A 24,283-nucleotide genomic window follows, 5' to 3' on the forward strand; every position below is an offset into this window, starting at 1 on the left:
GGCGCACAATGTCCTGCATGGGAGCATCTTCCGAGAGATCAATCTGGCGCTGGCCAAAGTGGTTAAATTGGAGCCACGCTCCATCGCTGTTGGTGTAGCCGCTTCCCGGCCGCCGGTCGGCGTCTGTTGTGCTGAACGTGGCGTTCGCGGTCGCGCTGAGGCGGTCCGTCAGGTCAACCGTTCCGTTGAACGTGAACTGTCGCTGCGCCATGTTGGCCTGAGGCGTATTCCCTAGCTGCTGGGTATTCTGCAACGAGAGGCGGTAGTTGTACGAGTCGCCTCCCTGGGAGAAGGCAACGTTGGTGTTGGAAGTGAGTGATCGCCGAAAGTAATTTTCGACGTTGTTCGGATGAGCGTCCCACGGTGTTACCTCTCCCTTCTTCCCGTTTACGTTGTCGTAGCTGAACCATTCTCGCACCATTCGGCCATCAAGCCGCGGTCCCCAGGACTGGTCCGTGCCGAAGTCCGCCACGAGCTGGCCCTGATTGTTCATGGCAAAGTTCGGGGAGGCTCCTCCCCCGTACTTGTTCTGGTAGTCGGGGAGGTTGTACAGGTCCCCAACAGTGAGTGACGACTGGAACGTGACGCCGATGCCCTCGTCTCGCGTTCCATCCTTGGTGGTAATTCGAATGACCCCGTTCGCGGCTCGGGAGCCGTACAAAGCCGCCGCACTGGCCCCCTTCAGAACAGAGATGGACTCGATATTCGAGGGGTTGATCATGGAGGCGGCATTGCCGTAGTCGTATCCCCCAAGGCCTCGCTGCTGTCTTTCTGAGTTGAAGGTGGAGTTGTCGAGTGGCACCCCATCAACCACAATGAGGGGCTGTGTGTCGCCCGAGATCGTGCCCGCCCCGCGAATGGTGATGCGTGCAGACCCTCCCATCTGCGTCGAACTATTGACGCTAACCCCAGCGGATTTTCCGGCGAGTGTACTGATAAAGTTCGTCTCGCCAGCCTGCTCTAGCTCTGCACCATCCACTGTGCCGACGGAGTACCCAAGCGATCGCTCTTCCCGCTGGATTCCGAAGGCCGTCACGACGACATTCCCCAACTCTACCTCAGACGGCCTGAGTTGAATTCGGACGTTGGTCGTCTCGTTGGCCTGCACCTCCACAGGAACTTCCTTCATCACGTACCCGACAAACGAAACCTGAAGAGTATACGAGCCGACTGGAACCCCAGAGAGGCGAAACATTCCGTTTTCATCGGTTGCGGTTCCTGCCCCCGTTTCGGAAATCACGACATTGGCACCGGGAATTGTGTTGGAGGTGGTGCTATCGACCACCGTTCCGGCGATCGTTCCCTGTTGAGCAAGCGCGTTTCCAAACGGAATCAAAAGGAGCGCAGCAGTGACCGCTGTGGCCAAGAGGTTCTTGTACATAGCACTGAGTGGTTTTGAGTCAGGCACGACTGAGGCACAGGGGAGGTGCCCCTGATGATTGTCCCCGTGGAACGGACGGACTTGGCCGAAAGGGGTGGGGTGTTCAGGCTTTGTGGCTCGACCCCCGAATCGTTGTCGAGAACTTCCTCTCACTGAGACCGGGATCAGAACCTTCTACCTCTCGGCGCCTGGACCTCATGGGGTCCACGGCAAGGGTAGGATACCCCGTGGAAAAAGGAGGTGTGTACCAGTCAGGCCATCCGTTGCGGAGAATGTGCAGGAGTAGCGCGAAGATCCTGTCGTTCGCGGCACTTAATCCTAGTATACTTCGGGGTCTTCTGTCAAACGGTTCCCATCGTTTCAAATTAAGTTTCGATGCATTGAAGGTAATAGTGTGGTTAAATACAGCGATGGTAGACAGTCTGTCGTGCAGCAGATGACATGCACACCTTCCAGCCCCCCCCGATCTCGGGGAACGGACATCGGCGGGTAAGGCGGATCGGAAGGTGTGATGGCTCGACGGTAGCCCGTCCGGACGCTCTAGCGCTCTGTGTAAGGAACGGTGACCGGCAGATTTCTGCGGGATTTAGAGATTCCTTAAGAACCTGTTAGGCAGCCTCAGTCCGCGTTACATTTCTGCCAGGACAATGGTTCGGGGCTTCTTCTGGGCGAGGCTATCCCGTGGAGGGCCTTCGGCAGAGAGAGCCTCTTCGTCCCCGGCTGTCGTTCCGTACAGCGATGAATGACTGTACGCGGAGGCGGCTCCGGGAACAGACGAGCTCGGAGGCGACCATGAACCCCGGTTTACTTCCCCACCTGGGACGAAAGTCCCCGGCGGCGTCTGTGGTCCGCGCCCCCCCAGCGCTTCCCTGCAGAGTTGCGATGAACCCCTGAGTGACCACTGTCGTGAACCTCGGCGGGGCAGATGGGAAGCAAACCAGAACCCTAGATCTCACGCGGTGCCAGCGAAGAGGGTTGGAGAGAACGACGCTGATCGATTGTACGTAGCGCATGTCGGGGAGCCTGGGCCGGCAGGGGTCACGGGTGGAGTTTGAGTCCCTGCCTGGCGCCTCCACTGACCGTTTTTCCCAAGACAGAGGTCGCGAAGACCGACCGCAGAGCGATGACACGATGTCCGTCGTGCGGGGCCCACCGCGCCGAAGAAGATGACTACTGTCCGGTGTGTGGGGAAACCCTCACCGAAGTTCAGTTTTCGGAAGCATCCGCCCAGGCCTGGTACGAACGGTCAGGGGCTCTTTTCCTACTCGTGCTTCTCTTCTGGCCCGCGGCCCTTTACGGGTTGTACCGACGGGGCGAGTGGTCACGCCCCGAAAACCAAGCTTTCCTCATCGGATGCTTTCTGATGGCCTTCGTGTGGCTCGCTGTGGCATAGCCGTTGCGGCTCCGGCTTCTACGGCACCTTGCCTGAAGGCACGAGTGCACAGGAGCCAGGACCGGCCGAGAATTACCGCCGGGAATGCGGAGGCTCGCCGGAGCCGCTCGGTCAAGCTTTACCCGTCGATGCCCTCGCCATCACCGTCCGCAGGCGGTCGAATGGGGAAGCAGGTTCCTTCTCCTTCCTCAGCGTCGACCCCGATGGCTTCGTCCAACGGAACACCGTCGCCCCCAGAAGTGACGGTTCGAATCGAGTGAAGGAACCCCTCGGCACCCAAAAAGCCTCGGGGCAGCCCCCCTCAGGGCTTTGGGTCGGACCGTACGGGGAGAACCAGCTTGCTGGGATGATTGGGCCCCAGGTGGAATTTCACAGTCGCAGTGCGTGCGTCTTGGATGGTCTCCTGCATGGGGGCCCTACCGGAGTTGTAGTTTTTCTGCCGTTCCGGGTCATTCAGGGGGGCAATCACCAGGCGGATTCGACTTCCCTCTTTAATCTGGCGTGAGGTCCAGTAGAACCGGTCGAACCGGTACCGTTCGATTGTGCCCGGTTCGACGAGCGAGGAGGTAGTCACTCCGTTCCGATGCCGGGCCCGGAGTGCCGTCTGGCCCAGGTAGATCGTCCGTCCGGTCGGTCGAATCTCGTAGACCCATGCGGCGAGGTCGGTATCCGGCACGTCCAGCTCAATCCAGGCGTCCAGATGCATTTGGCCGGACATCTCGAAACTCTCCTTCACCGGAGAACTGTGGTAGATGAGTTTGGGCCCGTCGAGGAATGCCGCCCCGGGCGCCGTGTAGTCGTCCTCCATCGACTCCAAGGTGGCCACGTCCGCGGTGTCGCGGGGATCGTAGACGTACTGATCGACGTCTTGGGCCTCCGGACGGGAGGGGGCGAGCTGCCCGGCATCGAAGGGCTCCTCCGGATTCTTGCCGGGCGAGCGCAGGTATAGCTTCCGCGTAGTGTCGGCCACCGCCGCCAGTGAGGGCGCCGTTCGCCATTGACCCGTCCCCATCACGTAGTACACCACCCGATCCTTCAGAATTGTAGGCTTCGCTCCGTCCCGGAGCACCCAGTCAAACCAACGCCGATGGAGGCGATTCACATCGATCGCCGCGGTGTCGGCGAAGGTGAGGCCCTTCAGCTCCCGGGCCGGATGACGGGTGCCCCCGTGGCTCCACGGCCCAATCAGCAAATAGTGCTGCCTCGTTCCCGGCCCGGATCCGTGCTTCATGTGCTTCCGGTAGTAGCGGAGCGCCCCGGGCTGATCGCCGTCGAAATGGCCGGTGATGGTCAGGATTGGCTGGTCGAGCCGGTGGTAGTCGGCCGAATCCGGACTCGGGGCCTGCCAGTAGTCGTCGAGATGGGGATGGTCGACCCAGCGCTCGAAGATCTGAGCCGAGCGCAGGGAAAGACCCGTGATCTCATCGAGCGTAGCGAAGGGCGTTCCCTCTCGGTGCATCTCTCTGTACTTGCGGTTCCAGTATTCGGTGTCGCCGAACAGCGATCCCTGTGAGGCCTGTCCCTGCACGAAAGCGAGCCAGCGCGTCGCGTAGCTAAGGAAGATCCCATTCGGGTTCGGGAAGTCCCATCCCGGATACGCCGAGGCAGTGGGCACGACGGTGCGGAGCGGGCCCGGATTCTCCGCCAAAGTCTGCCACTGGACCATGCCGCGGTAGGACCCTCCCCGCATGGCCACGCGCCCGTCACTCCAGGGCTGACGGGCAATCCAGTTGACGACCGCAGCGCCGTCGGCGCCGTCCTGAACCATCGGCCGGAACGTGCCCTCCGACGCACCCCGACCCCGGACATCCACGTTGAGGTAGCTGTAGCCGCGCCTGGCAAAATAGGTCCCGTATTCGTGGGCGTCGTCGGCCGTGTAGGGGGTCATCGAGAAAATGGTCGGACGGGCTTTCTCAACCGGCGTAGGCCGGTAGAGGCGGCCGTGGAGCATGGTGCCTCCGGCCCCCGGAATCATCACGTCCGTAATGGTGAACGAGACCGTGTCCGACGGGGCGGCCCGACCGGACGCCTGATGCCTCACCGGTGCCTGAGCAGAGGCCACGACAGGCATCAAAGTCTCTGCCAGCAGGCCGATCAGCACCATCAGGAGTGCCGTCCGGAGAACGCGGGTGGACGAGGGGGGGACGTGGGCAGCACACCGCATGACAGGACACTCAACGTTGTACCAATTGTCGACACTTACATGCTCGTAGCACTCCTTTCACAGGAAATCTCCGCGAGCACGATCCGAGGGGAGGCACGGCAGCTAAGGAATCCCCGTATCGATCTTCGTGGAAAAGATCCGGGGGCAGAGCCGTCCTCGGAGCCGGGCACTACTCGATGCGGCACACCCGGTCTGGAACCGCTGGAATGGTGACGAGCAGGCCTTCAAGATTGCCGCATGGATGAGTAGAAGAAAATCTACGAAACGCGACGCGTAAACTCAGCCTGCCCAGGGACAAATTCCAACGGTCCGGTTCTACGAGTCCCGTCACTGGGGCTGCCTGCGCCGGAGCCCCCCGTCGAGAATTGGCGCTGACCCGAGCACTTTGGGCCGCTCAGGCCGGGCGGGCGTCCTCCAATTAGAGAACGAATGCTCCGCCCGGGATGGACGGCCGAGGCTTCGTTGATTGAGGAGAGGACTAACGCCCCCCCGTCAGGCCACACCCAGAATCTGAACCTGTGGAGGGACGGGATCGGAGTCAGTTTCTCCGGGTCGCGCTCACGGGGGGCGATGAGCACGTACGATCGGACACAGAACAGACACAGAACAGGCCCCGATTCAAGCCGAGAATCGGGGCTCGGGACGACCAGTCAGAAATGAGAGCCGCCTCCCGGATTCGAACCGGGGACTTCATCCTTACCATGGATGTGCTCTACCGCTGAGCTAAGGCGGCCGGTGAAGCACTGCAGTTCGGCATGGACCGGAGGCCCCGACAGGGGGCCCGACGGCCCGAAAAACGGAGCGGGAGACGGGATTCGAACCCGCGACTTTCACCTTGGAAGGGTGATGCTCTACCCCTGAGCTACTCCCGCAAATAGAGCGCGGATTTTGGAGTGAGGAATGTGGAGTTCTGAGCCTTCAATTCCCAATTCCAAACTCCCCAATCCAAACTCGAACCAGTGGGCCGGGGAGGATTCGAACCTCCGAAGGCATAAGCCGGCAGATTTACAGTCTGCTGCGTTTGTCCACTTCGCTACCGACCCGGGCGATCCGTGCGAGGAGATGCGCCATCCCTTCTCATCGGTCTGAATATTTTATCTTCTAGGTCTCGTTCAAGGTTTCTGGCACGGAAAAGTTGCCTGGACCGGGGTCGAATTTCAAATGAAGAGGACGCAATCGGTCTCCGCCGAAGGCCCGGCGCCCCCCAGAGGGTAGTCAGTTCCGTTCGGGCTCTACGGCGGGGGGGAGGCCGACGACGCTGGCGCCACGACGACGGGCTCTCCAGAATCGGCGAACCAGAGCACAGCCCGACCAACCGGTTCCCCCAGCGTCTCTGCCCAACTTTCCGCGTAGGCGCGGGCCTGCCGCATGTAGGGATGATGGGCAGACAGGCCGTCCGAGGCGCGGCCCTCGACACGGTCGCTCTTGTAGTCGACGAGGACCCACTCGTCGTCCCGGTGATACGCGAGGTCGACTACTCCACGCTGGACGACCGGCGTCGAGTCGCCGGAATGGGTCTGTCGCGCAAGCGGATATTCGGTGTACACCGGGGCTGCGTCCTGGAGCTCCTTCCATATTCGACTGTCGAGGAACCGTCGGATCATTGCCCGGACGCGGTCGACCTGCTCGGGTCGTGTCTCGGCCCCTTCCTGCGCCAGAGCTGCCCGCACCGCAGCCTCCGTGACGGGAGCATCCTCCATCCGCGTCTGGACGCACTGTTCGAGCAGCGCGTGAAGGGCTGCCCCGAAGGCATCGCCGTAGCCATCGGTTTCCGGATGGAGCGCATCCGCGGCCCGGCTCGGGGCCGCACCGGTTACGGTTTCCGTCCGGTACGACGGGTCGGTGAGTGACTGGAGGCGACGCCGCCGCTCGGCCGTTCGCGCCTGAAGACGAGGGGCAGGGGCGGCCGCCCGACCCGGCGGGGCCTCCCGCTCGGGGGCCTCTAGCTCGGGAACGTCGGCCGCCTCCAGGTGCGGGTAGAGGGGGGCCCAGCATCCGGCCTCGGGCTTCTCCGGATAGGTGGACACGACCAGGAGCTTCTGGGCTCGGGTGGCCGCCACGTAGAGGAGTCGGCGCTCCTCAGCCGCTTCGTGGCGCTCCTCGAGCGCCCGAAATCCGTCCTCGCCCTCCCACCCGAGCGGGGGGTGCGTCACCCTCCGGCGGTGTCCCTGGCCCTGCACGATCGGGGCCACCAGCTCTCCGGTGTCACGGCGGAGGTGGCGGGTGGTCGTCTGTCCGCCCCCCGAGCTATACGGATCTGCCAGAAACACAACGGGGGCCTCCAGCCCCTTGGCCTGGTGCACGTTCATGACCCGGACGGCGTCCTCGCTGCCCGTCTCCAACGTCATCCCGTCCACGTCCTCCTCCCCATCGACGATGCGCTGGAGCTCCTCCAGCACCTCGGCCCAGCTGAGTCCCCGAGCCGTCAGGTCCTGGACGGACGTGAGGGCCCGGAGGACGTGCCCCGCCCGCAGGGACCCTTCCGAGGGCGTGGCCGGGTGGGCGGCGCCGGCCAGAAGACCCGACTCGTCGACGATTTGCCGAAGCGCTACGCTCGGGGCCCGGTCTTGAAGGAGCACGCGGGCCCGGCGGAGCCGTTCGAACGCGCCGGCGAACAGGGCGTCCCGGGGGGCGTCCAGACGCTGGCGGACAGGCTCCGGAACCGGCTCGTGCATCTGGCCAAACGTCCCTCCAGCCTGGGCATACCGGTACAAATCTTCGTCGCTTGCCCCCACCAGCGGCCCCTTGAGGTAGGCCACGCAGGCGACCTCGTCGTCCGGGCGCAGGGCGCACGTCATGAGGTCCACGATCGCCTTCAGTTCGGCCGAGTCCCCAAGATCCTCGCTCCCAGTAACGGTGTAGGGGATGCCATGCTCGGCGAGGGCTTCGGTGTACACCGAAAGGCGCGACTTGGTGCGGGTAAGGAGGAGAAAGTCTGCGTAGTCGGCCCCACCCGCAAAGACCGCGGTCTCGTCGCCCGCCTCCCCGTAGAACGTCTCCTCTAGGCTCTCGGCCCGGGCCGCGCGGATGAATCGGACGATTCGCTGGGCGTCCTGGCGAGCAATGTCCTCGCCCCGATTCCGGTACACCTTGTCGATGGTGATCCGGCGCAGGGGAGAGTCGCCGCGGCCCTCCGGCCGCTGAGGATCGAACGGCGTGTAGGGGGCCTGGACGTCGGCCAGCGCCGGCTCGTCGAAGATGGCCCCGAACGCCTCGTCGCACCAGTCGCAGAGGGGAGCCAGCGACCGGAAGTTTTTTGTGAGCGTGACCGTCTCGCCCCCCGAGCGTTCGATCAGATCCCCCACCGACTCAAACACGTCCAGGTCCGCCCGCCGGAACCGATAGATCGATTGCTTGCCGTCGCCGACAATGAAGAGGCTTCCCGGTTGGGGTTGGCACTCGGTCCAGCGGGTCTCGGTGGGGGTGCGGCTGGTGAGGTAGAAGAGGATCTCTGCCTGCAGGGGATCGGTGTCCTGAAACTCATCGACCAGTAGCCGCGGATGGCGGTCTTGAATAGCTTCTCGGATGCGCGGGTGGTCCCGAAGCAGGTCGCGTGTGCGAAGGAGCAGGTCGTGGAAGGTGAGCAGTCCTTCCTCTTCCCGGAGTGTCGCGAAGGTATGAACGGCCGGACGGACAAACTCGACGGCCGCCCGGTGGACGTAGGCTCTCCACCGGCGCAGGACGGGACGCACGACATTCTGTACCAGCGCGGGAAGACGCTCGTCCCGGAGCGTGCGGGCCCAGTCATAGGCGTCGGTGCGTTCGCCCCGCCAGCACTTCAGGGTCACGTCCGCCGACTCTTCGTCCGAGACCGCCGTGAACGTTTCCAGGAAGGCAGCCTTCTGCTGCGGCGTCTCCAAGTCCTGGTACGCGAGCCGCTTCTCCGCCGTGTCGAACGCCCTCATGGCTGCGTCGCGCCCGTTCGGAAGCTCATCGGGACGCCGCGCCTGCCATTGTGCCAGCCGGCGCTTCGCCTCGGCCACGGCCTCGTCCATGTCCGGCACCTGGTCTGGAGCGTTCACGTAGGGCTCCAACTCCGGGTGCCTGCAGAGTCGCTCGAAGAAGGGTTCCAGGTCCCCGGGCTCCATCCCGAGTTCGGTGAGGGCCTGAATCTGGTCGGGATGCGTGTCCCGCACCCGCTGAAGGTGACGCTGCCAGGCTCGTTCACGGAGTTGCCGTTCGTCCCGGTCGTCGAGCCCGGCGGTAAAGTTTGGCGGCAGGTTCGCGGCGATGGGCCGTTCGCGGAGCAGCCGTGCACAGAAGGCATGCACGGTGCCGATGAAGGTGCGCTGCGCATTCTGGAGGGCTTCGGTGACCCGGAGGTGCTGCTCGGTGCCGTCCGGGAGCGCGCTCCGGGCCCGGCGAAGCTCCTCGAAGAACCGCTTGCTCATTTCTCCGGCCGCCTTCCGCGTGAAGGTGATGGCCGTGATCGCATCGGCCGGGACGCCGGTCCGAACGAGCCCGACCATACGGGCGACCAGTGCCGTGGTCTTGCCGGAGCCGGCGGCCGCCCGGACGAAGAAGTTCGTGTCCGGCTCGAAGTCCGACAGATCGGGGACACCTTCGTCCGACCAGGGGCCGATGCGCCGCCGGGCGTGGGTGTCGTCGGTCGTTGTGCGATCGGAGGGGGATGGGTGCGTCATGCAGGAGGGCAGTCAGGGAGTAAGCAGAACCTAATCGAACGAGGGCGGGACGGGCCGATCCTCCGGATACTCTTTCCTGCGGAGCTGTCTGCTCCGGTCTGCGAGGTCCCGGACGATCCGCTCGTACCCGCGGTAGCGCCACCCGCTGAGGTACCGGGCCCGCGGGTTCATCGGGAAGCTTCCCGTCCGGGCGAGGCGACTGAGCGTCTCGAGGTGCCGCTCCACGTCGTCCCGATGCCGGGAGGGGTCGAAGGCCCGCCGCGTCCCCATCTCATCGGCACTCGTGAAGTAGTACCCCGACGTCGCGACCGGTTCTTCCTTTAGCTGCTCCAGGGCGTACGCGTACAGCGCCCACTGGAGCCGGGCCCCGTCGTCCAACGGCTCATCCTCGTCGAACGCGGAGGCGCTGCCGGTTTTGTAGTCCCAGACGACCAAGGAGCCTCCCTCCTGCCGGTCCACTCGGTCGATTCGACCGCGCAGGGGCATTTCTCGACCCCCAACGTCGAGAGAGACAGCCCCGAGGTCTTTTTCCCTTCGGCGGTACGGCCCGTACCCAAACCCGACCTCGAAGTGAAGTGGACTGTGATCCTGACAGCGCTCCACTTCGGCCCGGAGGAAGAGGCGCGCGTCGTCGAGGAGCTGGCGGTGCGCCGCCTCCTTGACGACCTCGTTGGGCGGGGCTACCGTCTCGGCTTCCGCGTTCACCGCGTCTTGGAGGATGTCTCGGAGCAGGGACTCGTGCTCCGGCCGAGGCCGTTCGCCCCGGGCGGTCAGGGTCTCCATGAACGTCTCGAAGGTCTCGTGGAGGATGCTTCCCCGCCGGAGGCCGTTGAGCCAGGGCTCGTCGTCCAGGGCCGGCTCGTCGAGGGGCTTCACGCCGAGGACGTACTGCAGGAAGTAGAGATAGGGCGTTTCGGCGAAGGTCTCCAGGCGGCCGGCCGACATTGGGCCCCCTTCATGGTTGGGATGTAGGAAGTCTAGCTCCGGGTGGTCGCCTGCTTCCAGGAGGCCGTCGTGGACGGTGTATTCGTTGGCTTGTCGGGCCTGGCGTGCGGCTTCCCCGTCAAGGATCCACGGGTGTCGGTCTTTCAGCTCGTCGCGGGCCGTATCCGCCCCGGCTTCCGCGGCTCCACGCGCCCGGTACGCCGCCAGCCAGCCGTCAGCGTCGCTGAGGAGGGGCCGGTCGGGATCGGGAAGAAACCCCTCCACGCGGGGCTGGGGGTCGCCGACAGGCTCGGCGGAGGCCCCCCCCTTCTGGTCGGCGGCCCTTTCTAGGCGCAAAAAGAGCGGAGACGGGTACCGCTCCTCTCCCCGTTCGATGTCAAAGACCCGCGTGTAGAGGGAGAGCGTCCCGGAATGCCGGGCCAGGGCCTCCTGGGCGCGCCAGAGGGCGTCGTCGGGGGCCTCCCTGCTGTCGGGAAGAGTGCCCTCGAGGGATTCGCTCAGGGCGCGGCGGTCGGAGTCGCGGAGCAGGGCGTCCTCGACGGCGGCCGTCGAGAGGGTGTCGCCGTCCAGGCCCACGACGTACAGGTGCGAGCGCCCCCCATAGCCTGCGCTTTCGAGGGGCACGACGTGGGCCGTGCCCGGTCGGGGATGCTCGGCCCGTACGTACTGCCCCTCGAGCCACCGTCGGAGAAGCGTTGCCAACCGGGCGCCGGACGCCTCATAGTCGACCGGGAGATCTGTGAGCCCGTCGACGCGTTGCCAAAGGACGCTCCGGGCGGCCTCCTCCAGCGTCCGTTCATCTTCTGGCTTGTCCTCGGGCGGCGCGTCCACCGGCCCGAGCCGTTCGATGAATTGTCGGGCGTTTGCGGCCATCTCTTGGATGGAGGCCTTTCGGGGGACCAGGTCCAGCAGTTTGTCCACGACCCGACGCGTGAACAGGAGCTGCCTCCGATGATCCCGATCCCGCTGTGGATCGAGCCCCCGATCTTCCAGCTCCTCGATCCGTTCCGTCCGGCGGTGGAGGGCGGCGCCGAGGGCCTGCGCGTATCCGTCGCGGCCCGGCTCGTAGCGCCGCTCGGCGAGACGGGTCGCCACCTCGTGGGCGTGCAGGTCCACCGTCCCGATGTCGTCCTCGATCTCCGGGCGGATTCGGTCGAGTCGAAGGTGGCCGCTCCGCAGCATGCGGATGAGGGTTTCGGCCGCGAACTCATCGGTGATCCACTCGAAAAAGGACAGGAGGGCGTTCCCCGTCCGGGTTCTCGAGACGGGAACGCCCGTTCCAATGGACACCGGAACCCCGCTCCGGTTGGCCTGGTCGGCAATCAAGGAGACGTAGGGCTGCTCCCCCGCGAAAGCGATCTCGACTTCGTCGAGCGGCACGCCGTCGTCGAGCACGTCCCTAAACACGGCCTTCACTTCGTTGACGGCGCCCACTGCCCGGCGCGTGCGGACCGTCACGGATGGGGAATGCTCCGCCCCGGGCGGCGACACCTCCGGAAACAGGGCCGCGGCGGTCTGGCGGGGAGCGTCCTGTGGGTGCGAGCGTCCGATGCGGGAGAATGCGAGGCATTCTGAGCGGACCGCACGCATGAACTGGCCGGCCCGCGGGGGCAGGTCGACCGCGTCGCACACGGCCACGACCGACTGGGAAATGGCCGGGACGCTTCCCTTTCGCACCCGCTGGGCGGCCCACGCAAACACCTGCGCGTCGTCGTAGAGCGCCTCCTCGCGCAGCGTCTCGAGGTACTCTTCGTAGCAGGCAGCCACGACCCGAAACGTCGCCGACGCCCCGGGGGACTGCGCCCGCTCCCGAACGTCGTCCAGGGGGGCGCCGGCTCGCCGAAGCGTCTCGAGGGCCTCGGCGACCGTCTCGGCAACCTGCTGGTGATCGGGCAGCGCCTGTGCGTCCCCGCCGGGCTCGATCTCTTCCAGGAGGCGGGCCACCAGCACGGACCGTCCGCCGACCGGAAGCTCCGTTCGCTGAGACGCACCCTGCCGGGGCCGAGCCCCCTGCTCGGCAAAGTGGCGAACGATTTGTCCCGTCACCCCCGCCCACGCTCCCTGTTCCCGGGCGAGCATGTCCTCGATCGCACGTCCGATCTGGCTGCGAGGAACGAGGACCTGTTTGGGCGCTTGGGGGTACTGTTGGCACAGCGCCTTCAGCTGCGCGAGGACGGAATGGGACCGGCTGGGCGCAATCATGCGGTGCGGTGCGATGCGAGGAAGTCGCCGAACCAGGCGGCCCGACGAGCGGCCGAGCGCGCCTGATGTTCGTAGGGTTAGCCGAAGGTGTACTGCTGGCAGGCCTCCTCGGTCCGGCGTGCCGTCATGAGGCTGCGCCCGCAGGATCGCGTTTAGCAATTTCCGGACCTCCCCCTTACTATTTCACCGCGTCCACCTCGACGGCCCAACTTGGTGCCCAAATGCGCAACGAGAGCCTACAGCACGGCTTCTTCCTGGGACTTCTGCTCCTCGTAACCCTCACGTTCCTGGGCCTGATCCAGGATTTCCTGAAGCCCATCTTCTGGTCAGTTGTGCTGGCGACCCTCTTTTACCCGACGTTCCAGTGGTGGGATCAGCAGTGGAACGGCCGCTCGGCCTTGGCGTCGGTGACGACCATCCTGACGATTGTGGTCATCGTCGTCGTCCCGCTCTTGCTCGTCGGCCTGCTGGTCGCCTCCGAAGCATCGACGGTGTACCAGCGCCTGGCAAGCGGGCAGATGGGCCTTCCGGTCACTGCCCGCGAGCTTCGGCAGTTGGTCCCGGCGGCGGCCGACCTACTCGAACGGTTTGGGGTAAGCCTGGAGGACCTCCAGAAGCAGGTTTCGGACGCCGCCCTGAACGCGAGCCAGTTTCTCGCTTCGGGCGTGGTCGCGTTTGGGCAAAATGCCCTTCGCGGCGGAGCACTCTTCTTCCTCTCACTGTACCTTCTCTTTTTCTTCTTCCGGGACGGAGCTCAGCTCCTCAATCGGATCGCCTGGGCTCTTCCGCTCAGCGATGTCCGCGAGCGACGGCTGTTCTGGAAGTTCGCCGAGGTGTCCCGAGCCACCATCAAGGGAACGATCGTCATCGGCCTCGTCCAGGGAATCCTCGGGGGCTTCATTTTCTGGGTCCTCGGCATTGAGGGTGCGGTCCTCTGGGGCGTGGTCATGTCCGTCCTCGCGCTCCTGCCCGCTGTAGGCGCGGCGGTCGTATGGGTTCCGGCGGCCGCTCTCCTCTTCGCCACCGGTCGGGCCTTCGAGGGCCTGCTGCTGCTGGTCTTCGGGGCCGTCATCATCAGCCTCGCGGACAACGTTCTGCGTCCTCTGCTGGTGGGTCGCGACACGAAGATGCCCGACTACCTCGTGCTATTGACTACCCTCGGCGGGATCACTCTCTTCGGGCTCTCGGGCGTGGTGATCGGGCCGATTATCGGGGCCTTGTTCCTGACGGTCTGGGACATGTTCGGCCACGACTATGCTCCGGACCCCGAGGAGCCGACCACCCCCCCCAGCACCGCCCCTGCCCCTTCTGCCGAGCCCGGCTCCGAGCACGCCGACCAGCCAGCCCCGGAAAAGGCCTCCTGAGTTCCCACTGTGCACGCCACTCCCGGCATCCGGAGCCGCCGAGGCGAGACAGGGGGGCTGGTTGCCCTGTCCTTCCGCGCCCCCTGCTCTGATGAGGACCTTCTTTCGCTTCTTCACCCCCCTACACCGCCCCCCGTCGACGCTCTCCGTTCGGTGATCCACTTGGTAGAATGAGCCCTGTACAGACTGTTCTCGTCTATCTTGTTGTCGCGGCCGTAGGGACCGTCATTGTTTGGAAGGGAAGCGGCTGGATCGAAACGTCGAGCGAGCGGCTGTCGGTCTACTACGAGCTGCCTCCCATCGTCCAGGGGGCCGTGGTGGTGGCGGTGGGATCCAGCTTTCCGGAGCTCTCGACGGCGGTGCTCTCCACCGTACTCCACGGCGAGTTTGAACTGGGGGTTGCTGCCATCGTCGGGTCGGCCCTGTTCAACGTTCTAATGATCCCGGCACTTTCTGGCCTCTCCACTGACGGGTCCATGGCCTCCAACCGCGATCTCGTGTACAAGGAAGCGCTGTTCTACCTCCTCGCGATCGCGGAGCTGTTGATTGTGTTCTCTTTCGCCGCCATTTACTTCCCCGTCGAAACCTCGACTCAAGCCATCGCGGGACTGTTTACCCGTCCACTGGCGGGCGTTCTCCTGGCGGCGTACGGGCTGTACGTGTTCGTCCAGTACCAGGATACGATGGACTACGAAGCCGACGCCGCCACCGAGCATATCAATCTCTTGAGGGAATGGGGCCGGCTGGCTGGGGCGCTTCTTGCCGTCCTCATAGGCGTTGAAGGACTGGTTCGGGCAGCCGTTCAGTTCGGGAACGTTTTCGGGACCCCCAGTTTTCTGTGGGGCATCACCGTGGTGGCCGCCGGAACCTCCGTGCCGGATGCCTTCGTGAGCATCCGGGAGGCACGGGCAGGCAATCCCATCACCAGCATCGCCAACGTGCTGGGGAGCAATGTCTTCGACCTTCTGGTCTGCATTCCCGCCGGGGTTCTCGTCGCAGGGGCCGTGCCCATCAACTACTCGGTGGGCGCCCCCATGATGGCCGTCCTCACCCTGGCTACGCTCGCGGTGTTCTTGATGATGCGGACCCAGATGGTGCTCTCCCGTGCTGAGTCCTGGGCGCTCATCGGGCTCTACCTGGCGTTCGTGGCCTGGATCACGGTCGAGACCTTTGGAATGGTGAACCTCGTTCCGAGTCTTCCTCCCCCTCCAGGAGCCCCCTGATCGCAAGCCCCCCGATCACGAGCCCTGGGACCGCCCTGCACAATCCGTGGGGGACCGGATGCAGAGACCGGGCACGTGCGTTTTTCGGAACCGGGCGTGCGCTCTTCCATCGGACATAAATTGCGGTTTGCCCTCGACGTTTTTCGCCAGACAGTTTCTCCAACCACATGTCCGACTCCCTAGGCGACCGAAGCCAACCTTCCGCCGGCGACGGCTCTCCCAAGCAGCCGTTCTCCTGTCCAGCATGCGACCGTACCGTCGGGCACGCGAATCTTCTTACCGCAAACTTCTCGTTCGAGGGCGTGACGCCAACGGAGCCTGGCCCGGACGGATCGCCCCAGTTCCGGGACACCGGTCTTGAAGACGGGCCCCAGAAGGCCATTGAGTTGCGCTGCGACTTCTGCGGGGAGGAATTCACCCTCGGCGTGGAGAAGAACGAATAGGCCGCGACGACGGCCGTCCGCCCGGGATCGCGGGCGGCTCCTTGCGAGGCTCTGCCCTCCCCCTCCGTTCGTTAGTCCAGCCGCCGTGCTCGAGTTTGTGATGGGGCCGAGCACAGGCTCTCCTACTAGATCTTCCTTCCGCGGGCCTGCTCGACGGGAACGCGCTGGACAGCGTCGGTCATCCAGCAGCCCTGATGGGGCGGACTGGACTGCTTCGACAGGCGGAACAGGTAACCAATTCGGGTCCCCTGGTCGGTTTTCAGGATCACGCCCATGCGGGCTACGGAGTCGTCCCTCTGAACCTGGCTGTAGGTGGCCCCGCTGTGGTTGATCATCGGGCCGTAGGCGGGGGTCTCGAATAGCGTCTGGAACCGCCGGAGGGGGCCGGTCGCGCGCTTGTTGTCCGGCGAAGCGAAGTTGAACGCCGCCTCGATGCCTGCGTCGTCGTACGGGGTGTCGTTATTTTTCAAGGCCTCGACCTGGAGACGTACCACCTCTTTCGGCGACAGGTCCGGGGAGGGCTCGGGGAGGGTGTCGGTGGTGGACAACATGGCAGGAGTTGCGGATGTGACGTGCAGTAATCTATTTGCCTCGTGGGACACCTGCTTCTCTGGCGCGGCCTCCGAGAGCGGAAGTGTGGCGAGCAGAACCGGAAGAAGGGCGGACACGAGCATGACCTGGAACCTGAGAGGACGAAAGACAGCGTTATCCGGACGTGGCGTTGGGGGACGACGGGGTTGGAGTGTCGGGCGAGGACTCCGTTGGCGACTGCTCCTGGGGCGCACCGATTCGCTCCAGCGCCCGCAACGCCTCGGCCGGAACGGCAAAGATGACGGTGTTGGAATCGTCACTGCTGAGGCTGTTGAGCGTCTGCAGGGTGCGCAGGTGCAAGGCGCCCTCTTCGTCGTTGAGCGTGCTGGCCGCGTCGGCCATGTTCTGGGCTGCCTCCAACTCCCCCTCCGCCTGGATCGTGACGGCTCGACGTTCCCGCTCTGCCTCCGCCTGCCGCGCGATGACCCGTTTCATGTTCTCCGCCAGGATGATGTCCTTCAGCTCCACCGATTGCACCTCGATGCCCCACGGATCGGTGGCCTCGTCAATGATCTCGCGGATCTGCTGGGAGATGCGTTCCCGCTCGGCCAGGAGGGCGTCAAGGTCCACCTCTCCCACGATGTTGCGCATGGTCGTCTGGGCCAGCTGCTCCACTGCGTACGAGTACTCTTCGACCTCGAGGATGGCCTTCTTGGCGTCGCGGACCTGGTAGTAGATGACTGCGTCGACCTCAACGGTCACATTGTCGCGGGTGATGCTCTCCTGGCGCGGGAGGTCCACCGCCTTCACGCGCATGTCGACCCGCTCCCAGGACTGGATGAAGGGGATCACGGTCCGCAGCCCTGGCTGCATGACTACCTCGAACTGGCCGAGGGTAAACTTGACGCCGCGCTCGTATTCCTTCACGACCTTGAAGGTGCGGAGAACGAGCAGTGCCGCGACGAAGGCAAGGGCACCGAGTACTGTGTACGTAATCATGGCGTGGGCACGCTGGGTTTGTGGAGGATTTCTATGCGTATCGCCCGAGTCCTTCGCGAGTATTGGCCCAAGGTTGCGCGCGGCGGATCAGCCGCCCTGCGAGATGATCTCGATAAGCTCCTGTGCGGCGCGTGCGCCCATGTCAGAGCCGAGCGACACAGCGGTGCTCCGGAGGGCGCGGCCAGGGGCCCACCGCCCCCGTTCCCCGCGCGTCTGGGCGAGGGTGCTGGCGTAGGTCCCGGCGATGTTCGGCAGATTCGGCGCGTGAGCGCCGGTGGGGGTCCGGACGTGGACGGGGGAGAGCGCCGTGTGCCACAGGCGAGCACCTGCACTCTCGTGTCGGGACGGGTGAGGATGAGTGCTAAGGCGGAGGGCTGCGGCCAGGGCGTGTGTGGTGCCAATTTGCAGTGAGGCCGCCCCGGCGCTCGACCCCACGCGCGCTGCGTATCCCTCCGTTGTCTCGTGCCAGGCTGCGGGCTCGTCGTCGAGGCGAGCCCCGGTGCCAACCCCGATGCTTTGGAAGAGCAGGCCTGGGCTCGACACATCGCTCCGAAGCGCCTCCCGCCGCGCCTCCCCGTCTGGGATGGCGGACGGGGACGACTGCGCAGCGGCCCCCGGGGGCAGGATCGCCGCTCCCATGAGCAGCGTGCTAACCAGAAGAAGGAGGCTCGTGCTCGGGCCGGCGCTAGAACGATCGGCCATGGGGCGAACAGCTACTCCAAGTGATGGTAGTCGAGTTCGTGGTCTTCATCAACGGCCCGCTGTACGCGGCGCGAGGGCGTGCCAGCACCCTCCACGTCAATCTTCATATCCCGTTCACCGACTGGTACACATCGAATGTTCTGCCGCCACGAGGGATCCTTCGCGTCGTAGTCGGTGCGGGCGTGGGCGCCACGCGACTCGGTACGCTCCAGAGCCCCACGCAGGATCGTTTCCGCCGTCGTGAGCATGAAGCGCAGGTTTTGGGCCCGCTCGTAGCGACGGCTCGTGCGGCCGGCCTGCACGGACAGATCCTCCGCGCCGGCCTGCAGGTGCTGAAGTTGGCGCAGGCCGTCGATCAGCCCATCCTCGTCGCGGAGGATTCCCGCGTGGTTCCACATCAGGCGCCGGAGACGATCCATCAGATCGCCCGGTGTGTGGCGGCCGTCGGCCGCAGCGAGGACCTCCTGACTGGCCACGTGGGACTGCACCACCGCCTCCGAGAGCGGAGCGTCCGGGCGCGTGCCCAGCGTCTCGGCGATGTGCGCGCCGGCCACCTCGCCGAAGACGACCGTCTCGATAAGCGAGTTGCCCCCGAGGCGGTTGGCTCCGTGCACGCCGGCCGTGCACTCGCCGACGGCGTAGAGGCCGTCGATCTGCGTCTGCCCGGTTTCGAAGTTTACCTCGATGCCGCCCATGGCGTAGTGGGCGGTAGGCGCCACTTCCATCGGCTCCTCGGTGATGTCGACCCCGTGCTCGGCAAACTCTTCAACCATGCGGGGCAGCCGCTCGCGGATGTAGCTATCGTCGCGGTGCGAAATGTCGAGCAGCACGGCGTCGTTCTCCGTGCCGCGGCCCTCTCGGATTTCCTGCTCGTTGGCGCGGGCTACCACGTCGCGGGCGTCGAGCTCCATCTGATCCGGCGAGTAGCGCCGCATGAAGCGCTCGCCCTCGGTGTTGTAGAGGCGCCCCCCCTCGCCGCGAACTGCCTCGGTGACGAGGTGTCCCGCCTCCGCTTCCGGCGTGACCTTGCCGGTCGGGTGGAACTGCACAAACTCCATGTCGCGCAGCGGCACGCCGGCATTGAAAGCCAGGGCCTGGGCGTCGCCCGTATTTTCGTCGGGTCGCGAGGAGCTCCGGCGGTAGAGAGAGGTGTGGCCCCCGGCCGCGATGACGACGGCGCTTGCGTCGAACGCGACGGGCTGGCCGCCGTCCATGTCGAAGCCTACGGCCCCCACGATGCGACCCCCTTCCTCGACGAGATCGGTAATGTAGAGGTTCTCGCGGTACGGGACGCCGAGCGCTTTCGCCTTCCGGACGAGCGTGTCCATGAGGGCCTGCCCGGTCTTGTCGCCCACAAAACAGGTGCGGCGGAACGACTGAGCGCCGAAGTAGCGCTGGTTAATTTTTCCGTCGTCGGTTCGGTCGAAGTCCATGCCCCACTCGTCGAGCTCGCGGATGCGATCCGGAGCCCGGCGGCAGAGCATCTCCACGGCCGTGGGGTCGTTCACGAAGTGGCCCTCGTCGAGAGTATCGGCGGCGTGGATTTCCCACTGGTCCTCCGGGTCGAGACTGCTGAGGGAGGCGTTGATGCCTCCCGCGGCCCAGATCGTGTGGGCGTCCCCGTGGGCCCGCTTGCCGAGCACAAGACAATCAATGTCGTGCTTTGCCAGCTCGATGCTGGTGCGGAGGCCCGCGCCCCCGGCGCCGATCACCAGAACGTCCGTGGAAACAGTTTCGGTCGTCGAAGTGGTCATGAAGCGCAGGATTGTGTGCAGTGCATCAGACAGGGTCGCCGACCACCCGTCTCTTCGGGGAAGAGAGCATTCTCGTCGACGGGTCGAGTACAACGCACACGAAGAGTGGGGTTTTCGCGTCTCCGCGGCGCTCGGGAGGAATACGAGGAACGTAACACGTGTATCGGTCCTGTTTGCGGGGCCGACCTCCGGCCTCGTCCACGCCCAGAGTTGGGGTATCGGCCTTGTTCCCGGCGGTGTCGGACAGGCGTCTCGTCACTGCACCGTTATCAGCCGGTGGGCCTGCGACCTGCCGCCCGGACGTCAGCCGCAGGACGTAGGGTCTGCTCGGCGGGCCCGATACGTCGAAGAGATTAGCTTCACTCTGTCGATCGAAAGGGAACTGCTTCATTGCCCTCGACCCAAGGTAGTCCGATCGGAACTGCACCTGGGATCTGGACCAAGCGCATGAACGGGGACACGTGCCCGGACGGGCGGAAGCCTTTCGGACCCGCCCTTTCGAGTCTCGCTCCACGCGTCCGTCTCGCCCGTTTTTCCGGCCTGCAGGGAGCGGATGAAAATCCACGCTCGCCTCTCTTATCTTGGCGAGTCCGCACTCGCTTCGTTGCCTGCACTCTCTCCTCATGACCCCCGCAGAGCGCTGGCCCGCCATTTTGCTGCAGCTGGAGTCAGACACCTGGACCCGTGCCGTAGATTTGGCCCGCGCCCTGGGCGTGAGCGAACGGACGGTGTACCGCGACGTGCAGGCGATGGTGGAGGCTGGGGTGCCCCTGCAGGGCGTGCCGGGGAAGGGCTACCGGTTGCCGGAGGACTACCTGCTCGCTCCCGTGCAGCTCACAACCGACGAAGCCGTTATGCTCGTTCTGGGGACTGCCTACGCAGGCCAGAACTTTAGCGGACGCTACCGGGCCGCGGCCCAGGCGGCCCGGCACAAGCTCGAACAGATTCTTCCTCCGGACGACCGCGAGCAGGTTCTTTCCCTTCAGGGAAGCGTGCAACTGGTACCGCCCGGCGTCTTCGGCGACGCCGAAGAGGGCCTTCTGCGACAGGTGCGGCACGCCCTTGTGGAGGAGCAGACCCTAGTAGCGACGGTGAGGGACGCCCCCGGCCCCTCAACCACTCGAACGATCAACCCGTACGGCCTCGTGCAACAAGGCGGCCGGTGGCACATCGTCGGGTACGGGCACGACCGCGACCGCGTCGTTCACCTGCGCCTGCAGGACATCGACGAGATTGAGCTGACGAACGCTACCTTCGAGCGACCGGCCAGCTACGGGACCTCTCCGGGAGGCCCCGCAGCCGAGCCCCGGCGGCGCGTCCGCGTGGTGTTCGAGGCGGCGGTGGCCTCCTCCGTGCAGGTCGCCCCCTCCCTGGACGTTGCCGATCGGGAGTACCTGGCCGACGGGCGCCTTCTTCTCACACTGATGGTGAACGATGCGCTCGACGTGATGCCGTGGCTCCTTGGCTGGGGAACGCACGCGCAGGTGCTGGAGCCCCGGGCGCTCCGCGAGCGAGTGGCCACCGAGGCCCGTGCCATGGCCGACCAGTACGAATCGGTGCCCACCCTCCTCGATTGAGGCCTCTTCCCTGCGTCCTGCGGCCTGACACCGCTGCGCTCGTCTCGTGACACCTTCCCTCCCGGTTTCTTCGTCCACGACGAAGACCTTCCACACGTCGGCCGGTGCCCTGGCGTACACCGACGTGGGCGATGGCCCCCCCATCGTTTTTCTCCACGGCAACCCCACGAGTGCCCGGCTCTTTCGTCACCCCATCCGCGCGCTGTCGCCGCACTACCGGTGCATCGCGCCCGACTATCTTGGCTTTGGCCGCTCGGCGGCGCCTCCGGGGTTCTCCTACCGCCCCCCTGCCCACGCCACCCTGGTCGAGTCGCTCCTCCGCTCCCTCAGCCTCACAGACGTGACCCTCGTGCTGCACGACTGGGGCGGACCGATCGGCCTTGCGTACGCCCTCCGCCACCCCGCCACCATCCGGCGCCTCGTCTTGCTGAACACCTGGGCCTGGCCCCTCACTCACCGTCCCCTCGTCCAGGCCGCGAGCCGCCTCCTCGCAACCCCACCGGGACGTGTGGCCGTTGAACGCTTCAACGCGTTCGCCCACTTCGTCATGCCCGCCACAACCGGCCCGGGGCTGCTCCGCTGCCCGGGCTGGATCCAGGCTTACGCGGCGGCCCTCGACACGCGAATGCGGCGCCATGCCTGCTGGGCCTTCGCCCGGGCTCTCCGTACGGAGGCCCGGTGGCTCCGGACACTGTGGACGCGCCGGGATCGGCTTCGGGAGTGCCGGGCGCTTCTGTGCTGGGGCATGGCCGATCCTGCATTCGGCCGAGAGTCGTGCCTTCGGCGCTGGCAACACGTCTTCCACGTGTCTGAGGAGCACCGTTTCCCGGACGTCGGTCACTACGTGCCCGAGGAGATGGGGGCCGCGCTAGGGCCACTCGTACGCTCCTTCTTGCAGTCTACGGCCTGAAGAAATTCAAGCCCGCCGGCTGCCTGTCAGCCCGAAAGCTCCCCGCCCACCTCTCCATTGCTGGACGGAAGGGGGAGCCTTACGGTAAACGTGCTTCCCTCCCCCTTCGAGCTTTCAACGTCGACCGTCCCCCCATGGAGCTCCACCAGGCGCTGTACAATCGACAGGCCCAGCCCACTTCCCTCGTAGTCCCGATCTAGTCCCCCCGACTCCTGCTCGAAGGCCTCGAAGATCCGGGCTTTGGCCTCCTCGCCAATCCCCACCCCACTGTCCTCGACCTCCAGGAGGGCCTCATTCTCTTCCTCCCACACACGAACCTCGACGCTTCCCTCCTCGGGTGTGAATTTGATCGCGTTCCCGATCAGGTTCTCCGAGATCCGGTCCAGCGCATTCTCATTCGCGAACCCCGTCACGGGTCCGCCGGGCCTCTCTATTTCCAACGAGATGGACTTCTCCTCTGCCCCCGGCCGGAGCAAATTGATGGTTTCCTGGACGACCCGGTCGAGCCGAACCGGCTCGCGCTCCAGGTCGTGCGTTCCGGCCTCCAGCTTCGAGAGATGAAGGACCGAATCGAGGGTGTTCATGAGGCGCTGGCTGCTGTGGTGGGCTTTTTCGGCAAACTTTTCCATTTCTCCGTCCAAATTGTCCCGGAGCATCTCCGAAAAGCCGATGATTGAGGTCAGAGGCGTTCGAATTTCGTGGCTCATGTTTGCCAGCATGGCCGACTTGAGGCGTGCCGCTTCCTCCGCTTCCTGCTTGGCCTGTAGGATGCCTTCCTCCCATTCTTTGCGCTTGGAAATGTCCCGCACCGCCAGCACGTGAGCGGGATGGTCGCCAGCTGTTATCTCCCTCGCTTCCAGTTCTACCGGAATTGCGGTTCCCTCTTCCCGCACAACCTCGGCCTCGATGAGTTCGTTCATTGTTTCGTCGAACGACTTGTCGTCGAGCCCCCGAGTCATGTCCGCGAAGGCGACGTCTATTTTCTGACCAATGAGGTCCTCTCGGTCGCGCCTAGTCATTTCGACCAGGGCCTCGTTCACACTGACGATGCGGCCATCCTCGTGAATGGCAATGCCCTCGGAGGTCGCTTCCGCCAAGCGTTCGGCCCGGGCGCGGCTCTCCGCTAACTCTCGGGTACGACGCTTCACGGCAGTCCGAAGCATGACCACAGCCACCACGGCAAGGAGTCCGCCGCCGAGAAGCACATAGAGGGCAATCCAGAGGTAGGTCGACGCCCACCCAATATGGGCGAGGTCTGCGGCCTCACGGGGCAAAACCTGATAGTACTCTGTGTACGGTTTCTCATAATCATACTGCCCCAGTACGCCCGTGACCTCCACCTCGTCTCCCGCCTGGAACCGACCGAGTTTCACCTGCCCGAGTCTACGATTGGGGACGAAAACCGAGATCTGGGCGGTCTTTTCTTTCCCCCGATCATTTATAATCAGGTATTTGCCCCCATCATTCGACCCGACCCGGACGACACGGCCTCGAACGCGCACGAGCCTTCCCTCGTAGCGCTCCCCTGCCGCGGTGTGAACGGTAAGGGGGACAGGCGCTAGCCCCCTGGGCTTGGCGTCAACAACGTCGTAGTTAAGACTCTGCAGCTGGGTAAGTCCGTACTCGTGCTTAACGACTCCGCGGACCTGCACACTATCCCCTCGGTTCACGGCTACGTCTTCCGGCACGGAGACGTGAATGCCACCGCTCGGCCCTTGAAGGGCGATGAACTCCGACTGGAAAAACACGTCCTGCTGCGCAATGGCGCGTCCAGCCACGTACACGGTGTCGCCGAGTCGATCCGGCACATGGTCGCCGTCCGCGTCGACGCGAACCTCGGAGATCGGGGCGATAGAATCCGGGGACAGGGACGGAACGGTGGGCGCCGGGGTTGTGTCACTCACCGCCCCCGCTCCGAAGAGCAAGGCCCCCAGGAGAACGAGCCCGGCTCTGATCCAGCAGGCAATGTATCTTTTGGTCTGGTCCCGGGCCATTGCGAAGAGTCCTGGCACGTGCCGGATGAAGTTACGTGGGGTCGAGTTCGAAAGGTAG

Annotated in this window: 15 protein-coding genes and 3 tRNA genes; 6 read left to right on the top strand and 12 right to left on the bottom strand. The window is 65.0% G+C overall.

All coding sequences use genetic code 11. The features are described 5' to 3' along the window. On the bottom strand, nt 1–1,381 hold a 1,381-nt coding region (locus tag ABEL04_RS08240), incomplete at its 3' end, for a carboxypeptidase-like regulatory domain-containing protein (protein WP_375801911.1). A 1,123-nt stretch (nt 1,382–2,504) separates the two neighbouring features. Between ABEL04_RS08240 and ABEL04_RS08245 the strand changes: the two genes are divergently transcribed. Continuing rightward, entirely contained in the window at nt 2,505–2,774 is a 270-nt protein-coding gene (locus ABEL04_RS08245) for a hypothetical protein (RefSeq protein ID WP_375801912.1), read from the top strand. Between the two features lie 301 nt (nt 2,775–3,075). On the opposite strand, the gene ABEL04_RS08250 is transcribed toward ABEL04_RS08245, so the two are convergent. The 6 genes from ABEL04_RS08250 to ABEL04_RS08275 form a co-directional block, all read right to left on the bottom strand. Next, nucleotides 3,076–4,938, bottom strand: coding sequence for a CocE/NonD family hydrolase (locus ABEL04_RS08250; RefSeq protein ID WP_375801913.1), 1,863 nt, complete (start codon nt 4,936–4,938; stop codon nt 3,076–3,078). 661 nt (nt 4,939–5,599) lie between these two features. Then, nucleotides 5,600–5,671: transfer RNA gene (locus tag ABEL04_RS08255), tRNA-Thr, on the bottom strand. A gap of 67 nt (nt 5,672–5,738) precedes the next feature. Next, nucleotides 5,739–5,810, bottom strand: a tRNA-Gly gene (locus ABEL04_RS08260). Nucleotides 5,811–5,898: 88 nt separating this feature from the next. Then, nucleotides 5,899–5,981: transfer RNA gene (locus ABEL04_RS08265), tRNA-Tyr, on the bottom strand. Between the two features lie 189 nt (nt 5,982–6,170). Further along, nucleotides 6,171–9,581, bottom strand: coding sequence for a UvrD-helicase domain-containing protein (locus ABEL04_RS08270; RefSeq protein ID WP_375801914.1), 3,411 nt, complete (start codon nt 9,579–9,581; stop codon nt 6,171–6,173). Nucleotides 9,582–9,611: 30 nt separating this feature from the next. Continuing rightward, nucleotides 9,612–12,728, bottom strand: coding sequence for a PD-(D/E)XK nuclease family protein (locus tag ABEL04_RS08275; protein ID WP_375801915.1), 3,117 nt, complete (start codon nt 12,726–12,728; stop codon nt 9,612–9,614). Nucleotides 12,729–12,949: 221 nt separating this feature from the next. Between ABEL04_RS08275 and ABEL04_RS08280 the strand changes: the two genes are divergently transcribed. The 3 genes from ABEL04_RS08280 (at nt 12,950) to ABEL04_RS08290 (ending at nt 15,758) form a co-directional block, all read left to right on the top strand. Continuing rightward, nucleotides 12,950–14,092, top strand: coding sequence for an AI-2E family transporter (locus ABEL04_RS08280; protein WP_375801916.1), 1,143 nt, complete (start codon nt 12,950–12,952; stop codon nt 14,090–14,092). Nucleotides 14,093–14,262: 170 nt separating this feature from the next. Then, a complete protein-coding gene (locus ABEL04_RS08285) occupies nt 14,263–15,315 on the top strand; it encodes a sodium:calcium antiporter (RefSeq protein WP_375801917.1) in 1,053 nt (350 codons plus the stop codon). A 167-nt stretch (nt 15,316–15,482) separates the two neighbouring features. After that, nucleotides 15,483–15,758 (top strand): hypothetical protein, encoded by a 276-nt coding sequence (locus ABEL04_RS08290; RefSeq protein WP_375801918.1) that lies wholly within the window; start codon nt 15,483–15,485, stop codon nt 15,756–15,758. Nucleotides 15,759–15,883: 125 nt separating this feature from the next. On the opposite strand, the gene ABEL04_RS08295 is transcribed toward ABEL04_RS08290, so the two are convergent. From ABEL04_RS08295 to ABEL04_RS08310, 4 genes are all read right to left on the bottom strand, one after another. Beyond that, a complete protein-coding gene (locus tag ABEL04_RS08295; protein ID WP_375801919.1) occupies nt 15,884–16,309 on the bottom strand; it encodes a DUF4864 domain-containing protein in 426 nt (141 codons plus the stop codon). Nucleotides 16,310–16,463: 154 nt separating this feature from the next. Beyond that, nucleotides 16,464–17,288 carry a slipin family protein gene (locus tag ABEL04_RS08300; RefSeq protein WP_375801920.1) on the bottom strand — a complete coding sequence of 275 codons (825 nt, stop codon included), beginning with the start codon at nt 17,286–17,288 and terminating at the stop codon, nt 16,464–16,466. An 87-nt stretch (nt 17,289–17,375) separates the two neighbouring features. Further along, complete coding sequence (locus tag ABEL04_RS08305; protein WP_375801921.1) at nt 17,376–17,990, bottom strand: hypothetical protein; 615 nt, start codon at nt 17,988–17,990, stop codon at nt 17,376–17,378. An 11-nt stretch (nt 17,991–18,001) separates the two neighbouring features. Beyond that, nucleotides 18,002–19,744 (bottom strand): L-aspartate oxidase, encoded by a 1,743-nt coding sequence (locus ABEL04_RS08310; protein WP_375801922.1) that lies wholly within the window; start codon nt 19,742–19,744, stop codon nt 18,002–18,004. 623 nt (nt 19,745–20,367) lie between these two features. Between ABEL04_RS08310 and ABEL04_RS08315 the strand changes: the two genes are divergently transcribed. Beyond that, on the top strand, nt 20,368–21,321 hold the full coding sequence (locus ABEL04_RS08315; RefSeq protein ID WP_375801923.1) for a helix-turn-helix transcriptional regulator: 954 nt from the start codon (nt 20,368–20,370) through the stop codon (nt 21,319–21,321). Between the two features lie 46 nt (nt 21,322–21,367). Continuing rightward, nucleotides 21,368–22,231, top strand: coding sequence for an alpha/beta fold hydrolase (locus tag ABEL04_RS08320; RefSeq protein ID WP_375801924.1), 864 nt, complete (start codon nt 21,368–21,370; stop codon nt 22,229–22,231). A 26-nt stretch (nt 22,232–22,257) separates the two neighbouring features. Here the strand turns inward: ABEL04_RS08320 and ABEL04_RS08325 are convergent, their stop codons facing one another. Continuing rightward, entirely contained in the window at nt 22,258–24,243 is a 1,986-nt protein-coding gene (locus ABEL04_RS08325) for an ATP-binding protein (RefSeq protein WP_375801925.1), read from the bottom strand. Between the last annotated feature and the right edge of the window lie 40 nt (nt 24,244–24,283).

This window comes from Salinibacter sp. (genome assembly GCF_042218895.1).
Lineage (GTDB): Bacteria > Bacteroidota > Rhodothermia > Rhodothermales > Salinibacteraceae > Salinibacter.

Excerpts from the sequence above, each read along its gene's own strand:
- ABEL04_RS08245 (WP_375801912.1), top strand. The coding sequence starts at position 2,505 with ATGACACGATGTCCGTCGTGCGGGGCCCACCGCGCCGAAGAAGATGAC.
- ABEL04_RS08250 (WP_375801913.1), bottom strand. The coding sequence starts at position 4,938 with ATGCGGTGTGCTGCCCACGTCCCCCCCTCGTCCACCCGCGTTCTCCGG.
- ABEL04_RS08270 (WP_375801914.1), bottom strand. The coding sequence starts at position 9,581 with ATGACGCACCCATCCCCCTCCGATCGCACAACGACCGACGACACCCAC.
- ABEL04_RS08275 (WP_375801915.1), bottom strand. The coding sequence starts at position 12,728 with ATGATTGCGCCCAGCCGGTCCCATTCCGTCCTCGCGCAGCTGAAGGCG.
- ABEL04_RS08280 (WP_375801916.1), top strand. The coding sequence starts at position 12,950 with ATGCGCAACGAGAGCCTACAGCACGGCTTCTTCCTGGGACTTCTGCTC.
- ABEL04_RS08285 (WP_375801917.1), top strand. The coding sequence starts at position 14,263 with ATGAGCCCTGTACAGACTGTTCTCGTCTATCTTGTTGTCGCGGCCGTA.
- ABEL04_RS08290 (WP_375801918.1), top strand. The coding sequence starts at position 15,483 with ATGTCCGACTCCCTAGGCGACCGAAGCCAACCTTCCGCCGGCGACGGC.
- ABEL04_RS08295 (WP_375801919.1), bottom strand. The coding sequence starts at position 16,309 with ATGTTGTCCACCACCGACACCCTCCCCGAGCCCTCCCCGGACCTGTCG.
- ABEL04_RS08300 (WP_375801920.1), bottom strand. The coding sequence starts at position 17,288 with ATGATTACGTACACAGTACTCGGTGCCCTTGCCTTCGTCGCGGCACTG.
- ABEL04_RS08305 (WP_375801921.1), bottom strand. The coding sequence starts at position 17,990 with ATGGCCGATCGTTCTAGCGCCGGCCCGAGCACGAGCCTCCTTCTTCTG.
- ABEL04_RS08310 (WP_375801922.1), bottom strand. The coding sequence starts at position 19,744 with ATGACCACTTCGACGACCGAAACTGTTTCCACGGACGTTCTGGTGATC.
- ABEL04_RS08315 (WP_375801923.1), top strand. The coding sequence starts at position 20,368 with ATGACCCCCGCAGAGCGCTGGCCCGCCATTTTGCTGCAGCTGGAGTCA.